This is a genomic window from Arthrobacter sp. TB 26 (assembly GCF_000427315.1).
GTDB lineage: Bacteria > Actinomycetota > Actinomycetes > Actinomycetales > Micrococcaceae > Arthrobacter.
In genome coordinates, this window is record NZ_AUPJ01000176.1 from 1 (window position 1) to 5,623 (window position 5,623).

Below are 5,623 nucleotides of genomic sequence, written 5' to 3' on the forward strand. Positions count from 1 at the left end.
CCCCGGACGTCCGCTCCCGCGACGGCCGGCCAGGGCAAAGGCCACGTACACCAGGGCATGCGCGGCGGAAAGCGGACCACGAATTGACCGGGCCACCTCGAACAAGGTGCGGCTCGCCGCGCCCGGCGTTCGGCCGGGTGTTTTGCTCGGCGTTGCCGCGGTAGACGCGACGCAGCACGGCCAGCTGGGCCGCGGGCGTCCGGGGCGGGCGAACCACCACGGGGTCCACATCGAGAACGGCTTTTTCCGCAGGCCCGAAAAGACGGTCCACGAACAAATCATCCGCGGTCAGATCGGGGAACTGCTGGAAACGCTGCCGGCCCTCGTGGGACAGGCCGTACACCCCGCCTCCCCACAGCGCGCTCCAGGCCGATGGAAGGCGGAGTTTGGTCCGGTAGTACGAGTGGATCAGCGGGTGCGCGCCCTGAAGGTCGAAACGGGCCGCAGGTCGCGCGGCCAGGAGCCGGCCGGACCTGAGGACATCGAGCACGGCATGCACCGTGCCCGGACTGATCTGCACATCCGCATCAAGGTACAGCCGCGGCCAGTGTGACGCGGCGGCATCTCCCGCGTTGAGGGCGGCAGCCTTGGACGACTGCCCCTGTTCCAGCACCGTCACGCCCTCGAATCCGCGCGCGATACCGGCGGTGTCATCAGTACAGCCGTTGCAGGCCACGATGACCTCCAGCTGCCTGGTGGCAGCCAACGGGGCCAGCGGAGCCAGCGTCCTGGCGATCACGGCCGCTTCGTTATGCGCCGGAATAACCACCGATCCCTGCGGGATACCGCTGGTGTCCCGGCGGCTTTTGGCATCCTTGCTTGGGCCGGGCAGGGCAGTCCAGCCTGGCTCGTCGAGCAGTGTGCGCAGCACTCCCCTGCGGTCCGGTTTCCAGCACCGCAATAGCTCGGAGAGGATCACGGCCGCACGGAACACAGCGGAGTACGCCGGGGAATGGTACTTGCGGATATAGCGGACCCGGTTGACCGCCATCAGGGCGTTCAACCCGGGGGACTTGCCGGAGCCGCCGCCCTCATGGGTCATGGCCGCCGAGGGTTCGTACCAGATTGAGCCGCCGCAGATCCGCAGACGGCGGAAGAAGTCCGTCTCCTCCGAGTAGAGGAAGAATGATTCGTCCCAGGCTACGGAATCCGCGAGGGGCCGGGCGACCATCAAGGCGGCCCCGCTGGCCCACTCAACGGTGTGCGCGTGGGCGTAGCTCTCCGGGTGGAAATCCGTCGACGCGAGCCATCCGGGGCGGCCGGCCGCCCTCCGCCCACAAAAGGCATCGCCAAGTGCGCGGCTGACGCCCGGCTCGCGGTGCAGCGTGGGGCTGGTCCTGCCGGCACCGTCCAGAATCCTGGGCACCACCGCGCCCGCGTTCGAGGTGCGCATGCGGTCCAGCATGGCCTTCAGGCTGCCGCGCTCCACCGTGAGGTCCGGGTTGAGGACCACAATGGTTTCGGAGTCGCCGGCCCGCCGCAGGGCGGCGTTGATGCCGGCGGCGAACCCCACGTTTCCGCCGGTTGCGAAGGCGAGAACGTCCGGGTAGGTGGCCCGGACCAGGTCGAGGGTGCCGTCCCGCGAGGAGTTGTCGGCCAGCAGCACGCGAAGCGCCAGATCGGCCGTCTCCGCCCGAAGACCCTGCAGCAGGGCGTCAATGTCGCCGGCGTTGTTATAGGTGACGATGACGACGGCGGCATCCGCCGGACCGTCCGGTCCGGTGAACCGCCCGGGGGTTCGGGGGGCGGGCCCCGCAGCTGCCGCCGGAAGCTCCGGCGGCACGGCATACGAACCGGTTCTGAGCTTCAGATAGGCAGGCGGTCCGTCGAGCAGGTAGCGGCGGGCGAGCCGCCTCGGTTCCAGTGCCAGGCGATAGCCCCATTCGAGGCCGCGCCGGCTGACCCACTCGGGGGCGCGCTGCACCCGGCCGGCGAGGAAATCCACGGCAGCGCCGAATGCCAGGAGGACTCCGGCTCCGGTGAGGGCGCCGTAGCGGTCTATCCATAGCTCCTGGCGTGGTTTTCCCAGGCCCACAAAGAGGATCTGCGTGCCGGAAGCTTCGATCCCGGCGGCGATCCGTTCGGAGTCGGGCGCCGAGGCCAGTTCACTTCTGGCCGGTGACCACATCCCGGCTACCCGCAGCCCGGGGCGCTCGAGGGCGATCTTCTCCGCCAGCCGGCGCTGGTTGTCTTTCGAGCCGCCCAGGAACCCGACTTTCAGGCCGAGTTCCTCGGCCCGGGTCAGGAGCGGTGAGGCCAGGTCGCTCCCGGCCAGCCGCGGCCAACTCCGTCCGGTGAGCCGCTGCGACTGGGACACCAAAGGGGCCCCGTCGACCAGGTGGACCCACTCCACGACGCTGCCAGGATCAGCGTGCAGGGTTCCTGACCAGCGGCCTCCGGTGCCGAAGTGGTTGAGATGGTCCAGATTGACCGAGGCCACGGCCAGCGGCCGGAGCCCGCCGTCAGCGGCGCGCCGAAGGATGAGCTCCAAGGCGGGTTCGGGCTCCATCAGGTCCACGGGCGTTCCGCCGAGGATGACTTTGCTGCGTTCCGGTGTCTCCATGACTTCCCCCTCAGCCCGCCTCGGCGGGCGCCAGTTGACCGTTGCTCTCGATGTACCGGCGGCCCGTGACGGGGCACAGCCAGCGGCCGACGTCGTCCTGTTTCAGCGGGTGCCCGGCCTCGCCTACCCAGCCGGCCTGCCGGGCCGGCACGCCGACGACCACCGCAAAGTCCGGTACGTTCCTGGTGACCACCGCCCCGGCGGCCACGGTGGCCCATTGGCCGATGGACACGGGGGCAACGCAGACGGCCCGGGCGCCAATGGAAGCGCCCCTGCCGACAATCACCCCCACGGCTTCCCAATCCTCGGAGCCTTTAAGCGTTCCGTCGGGCGTGATCGCCCGTGGGTGCAGGTCATTGGTGAGCACTGCGGCGGGGCCGACGAAGACGCCGTCGCCGAGGCGGGCCGGTTCGTAGACCAGCGCATAATTCTGCAGCTTGCAGTTTGAGCCGATGACGACCCCTGGGCCCACGTAGGCGCCGCGGCCAATATTGCAGTTGCTGCCCACGCTGGCGTCCTCCCGGACTTGCGCGAGATGCCAGATCCTGGAGCCTTCCCCAATGACGGCGGTTTCCGCGACGTCGGCTGTAGCGGCGATGGTTTTCATGACATTCCTCCTGGAAGGGGGTTCTGTGCCTGGGTCCTGCGCTGTCACCCGCGCCGGGTGTGTTCGGATGATCCGAATGGCCGCGGCACCCAGCACGGCACCCAGGGTGTTGTTCACAACGTCCCCCAGGCTCGCCGTGCGCTGGCTCAACGCAAGGTACTGGACGGTTTCGATGGCGGCTGAGATCAGCGCGCCCGAGACCGCCGCCAGCCACCACCGGCGGGTGGGCAGGAGCAGGGCGACGATCACCCCCAAGGGGACAAAGAGGATGACATTGGCGGCCCCCTCGACGTGCATGTACGTGATGCCGGCTGTCAGGGGGTACCCCCGCACAGCGTCAATGACGTCTCTCAGCAGGCCCGCCAGGGGGCGGTCCACCGGCGACGGCCAGGCGCCGATAAACGCGAGGCCAACCAGGTACAGCGCCAGCGCGGTGAGCAGGATCCCCCGGCGTGCCTTCGCATTCATCGTCTGATTTTCATGGGCAGGGGACCAGGATTCCGGAGTTTCACGGCCGGCCGGAGGCTGCCCGCAGGTGGTCCGCGACGTACTGCTGCTGCACCTCGCTAATGTGCGGGAACATGGGCAGCGACAGGATCCCGCGGGCGGCCCGCTCCGCGACCGGGAACGATCCGGGACCGTGGCCCACGCCCCGGTAGGCGCCGCTGAGATGCACCGGAACCGGGTAGTGGATGCCGGCGCCGATACCTGCTGCGTTCAGGGCGGCAAGCACGCGGTCCCGTTCTGCGACGCGGATAACGTACAGATGCCAGACATCGACGTTGCCCGGGGCCGTGCGGGGAAGCTCGACGCCGGGCAGGTCCGCCAGCAGTTCCGCGTAGCGTGCCGCGGCCTTCCGCCGTCGTTCGTTCCACATGGCCAGCCTGCGCAACTTGGCGTTAAGCACCACCGCCTGGATGGTATCCAGGCGGGAGTTCATCCCAACCGCGTCGTGCTGGTATTTCTGTTCGCTGCCGTGGGCGCCAAGCATTCGCACCCGGGCCGCGACCCCGTCGTCATTCGTCACTACGGCGCCGGCATCCCCGGCGGCCCCGAGGTTCTTGCCCGGGTAAAAGCTCGTTCCGGCTGCCAGTCCCAGGGTGCCGGCGAAGCGGCCATGCCGGGAAGCGCCTTGGGACTGGGCGGCGTCCTCGACAATCACGGCGCCACAGGCTGCCGCAATCGGTGCCAGGCGCTCGACGAAGGCAGTTTGGCCGAACAGGTGGACGGGCATAATGGCCTGGGTCCGGAGCGTCACAGCCTCGGCCACCCTGTCCGGATCGATCAACAGGTGCTCCGGGTCGACGTCGACGGGCACCGGCAGCGCACCGATCCGGCTCACGGCCTCGGCGGTCGCGATGAAGGTGTTGGCGGGGAGGATGACTTCCCCGCCGGCCCTGACCCCGGACGCACGGAGTGCCAGTTCCAGGGCGTCCGTGCCGTTGGCTACCCCCACGCAATGCCCGGCACCGAGGAACCGGGCATACGCCTGCTCAAATTCGGCCACGGCGGGGCCTCCAATGAAGGAGGCCTGTGCGAAGACCTCCTTGAGCCCGATCTCGACTTCGTCGGCGATCTCGTCCTGCTGGGCACCCAGGTCAACGAAAGGGACGGAAAGCCGGCCGGTCACGGGCCCAGTCATCGTCCACCACCGGCTGCAGCCGCTGACGGCTCGAGCACCCGTGCCGGGACCCCCGCCCACGTCTCCCCGTCGGGCACGTCGCCCAGGACGGCCGCTCCCATGCCTATCCGGGTTCCGGATCCCACCCTGGTCCCTTCACGGACGGACGCGTTCATGCCAAGGTAGGCCGCGCGCCCGATCCTGACCCCGCCGCCCAGGGAGACACCGGCAGCCAGGGTGGCGAAGTCCTCCACGACGTCGTCATGGGTCAGTGTTACGCCGGGCATCATCACGACATGGCTCCCGACTGTGATTCCGGCGGTCAGTGTGACATTGCCCAGCAGGATGCTGCCGGGACCGATCTCGCAGCAGTACGGGACCCGCACCGAAGGGTCGACAACAGTCGCGAAGCGGTAGCCCGGGAAGCCCAGCCCGGCGAGCCGGGCGACCACCCGCTCACGCGCCCGCCCGGCGCCGATGCACACGACCACACGGGCTTCCGGGTAGCGGAGGGCATGGCTGGCGGGACCCAGGATGGGGGCGCCGTCCAGGGCGGAGCCCGCCTTGAGTTCGTCGTCGTCGAGGACGCCGACCACATCGAACTGGCCGTTCTCGCGGACGCAGGCCAGGACCTCGCGGGCAAGACCGCTGGCGCCGATTAAGAGAAGCTCAGTCATTGCTTTCCCCCGCAGCCTTTAGTATCGAATCGATGACCCGGGCCTGGTCGTCCAGGGTCAACTGGTGGTAGACGGGCAGGATCACGGTGTTGTCTGTGAGCCGTTCCGTCACCGACAGGTCCGCCCTGCCGGTGTCCCGCCCGGCGTAGGCGGGC

The 5,623-nt window shown here is 69.0% G+C and carries 5 protein-coding genes and 1 pseudogene; all 6 read right to left on the minus strand.

Features of this window, described 5'->3' with window-relative positions:
* Positions 1–2,563: WecB/TagA/CpsF family glycosyltransferase (locus K789_RS26085; RefSeq protein WP_237739532.1), on the minus strand; the 2,563-nt coding region annotated here is incomplete at its 3' end.
* 10 nt (positions 2,564–2,573) lie between these two features.
* Positions 2,574–3,170 carry an acyltransferase gene (locus K789_RS26090; RefSeq protein ID WP_024365971.1) on the minus strand — a complete coding sequence of 199 codons (597 nt, stop codon included), beginning with the start codon at positions 3,168–3,170 and terminating at the stop codon, positions 2,574–2,576.
* 78 nt (positions 3,171–3,248) lie between these two features.
* Positions 3,249–3,638: pseudogene (locus tag K789_RS26545) on the minus strand (VanZ family protein); the annotation flags it as partial.
* Positions 3,639–3,678: 40 nt separating this feature from the next.
* Positions 3,679–4,812 (minus strand): DegT/DnrJ/EryC1/StrS family aminotransferase, encoded by a 1,134-nt coding sequence (locus K789_RS0106020; protein WP_024365972.1) that lies wholly within the window; start codon positions 4,810–4,812, stop codon positions 3,679–3,681.
* Positions 4,809–5,468, minus strand: a complete 660-nt coding sequence (locus K789_RS0106025) for an acetyltransferase (protein ID WP_024365973.1) — start codon at positions 5,466–5,468, stop codon at positions 4,809–4,811. The genes K789_RS0106020 and K789_RS0106025 overlap by 4 nt, the downstream gene beginning before the upstream one ends.
* Positions 5,461–5,623: DegT/DnrJ/EryC1/StrS family aminotransferase (locus K789_RS26660; RefSeq protein WP_192815733.1), on the minus strand; the 163-nt coding region annotated here is incomplete at its 5' end. The genes K789_RS0106025 and K789_RS26660, both read right to left, overlap by 8 nt.

Excerpts from the sequence above, each read along its gene's own strand:
- K789_RS0106020 (WP_024365972.1), bottom strand. The coding sequence starts at position 4,812 with ATGACTGGGCCCGTGACCGGCCGGCTTTCCGTCCCTTTCGTTGACCTG.
- K789_RS26090 (WP_024365971.1), bottom strand. The coding sequence starts at position 3,170 with ATGAAAACCATCGCCGCTACAGCCGACGTCGCGGAAACCGCCGTCATT.
- K789_RS0106025 (WP_024365973.1), bottom strand. The coding sequence starts at position 5,468 with ATGACTGAGCTTCTCTTAATCGGCGCCAGCGGTCTTGCCCGCGAGGTC.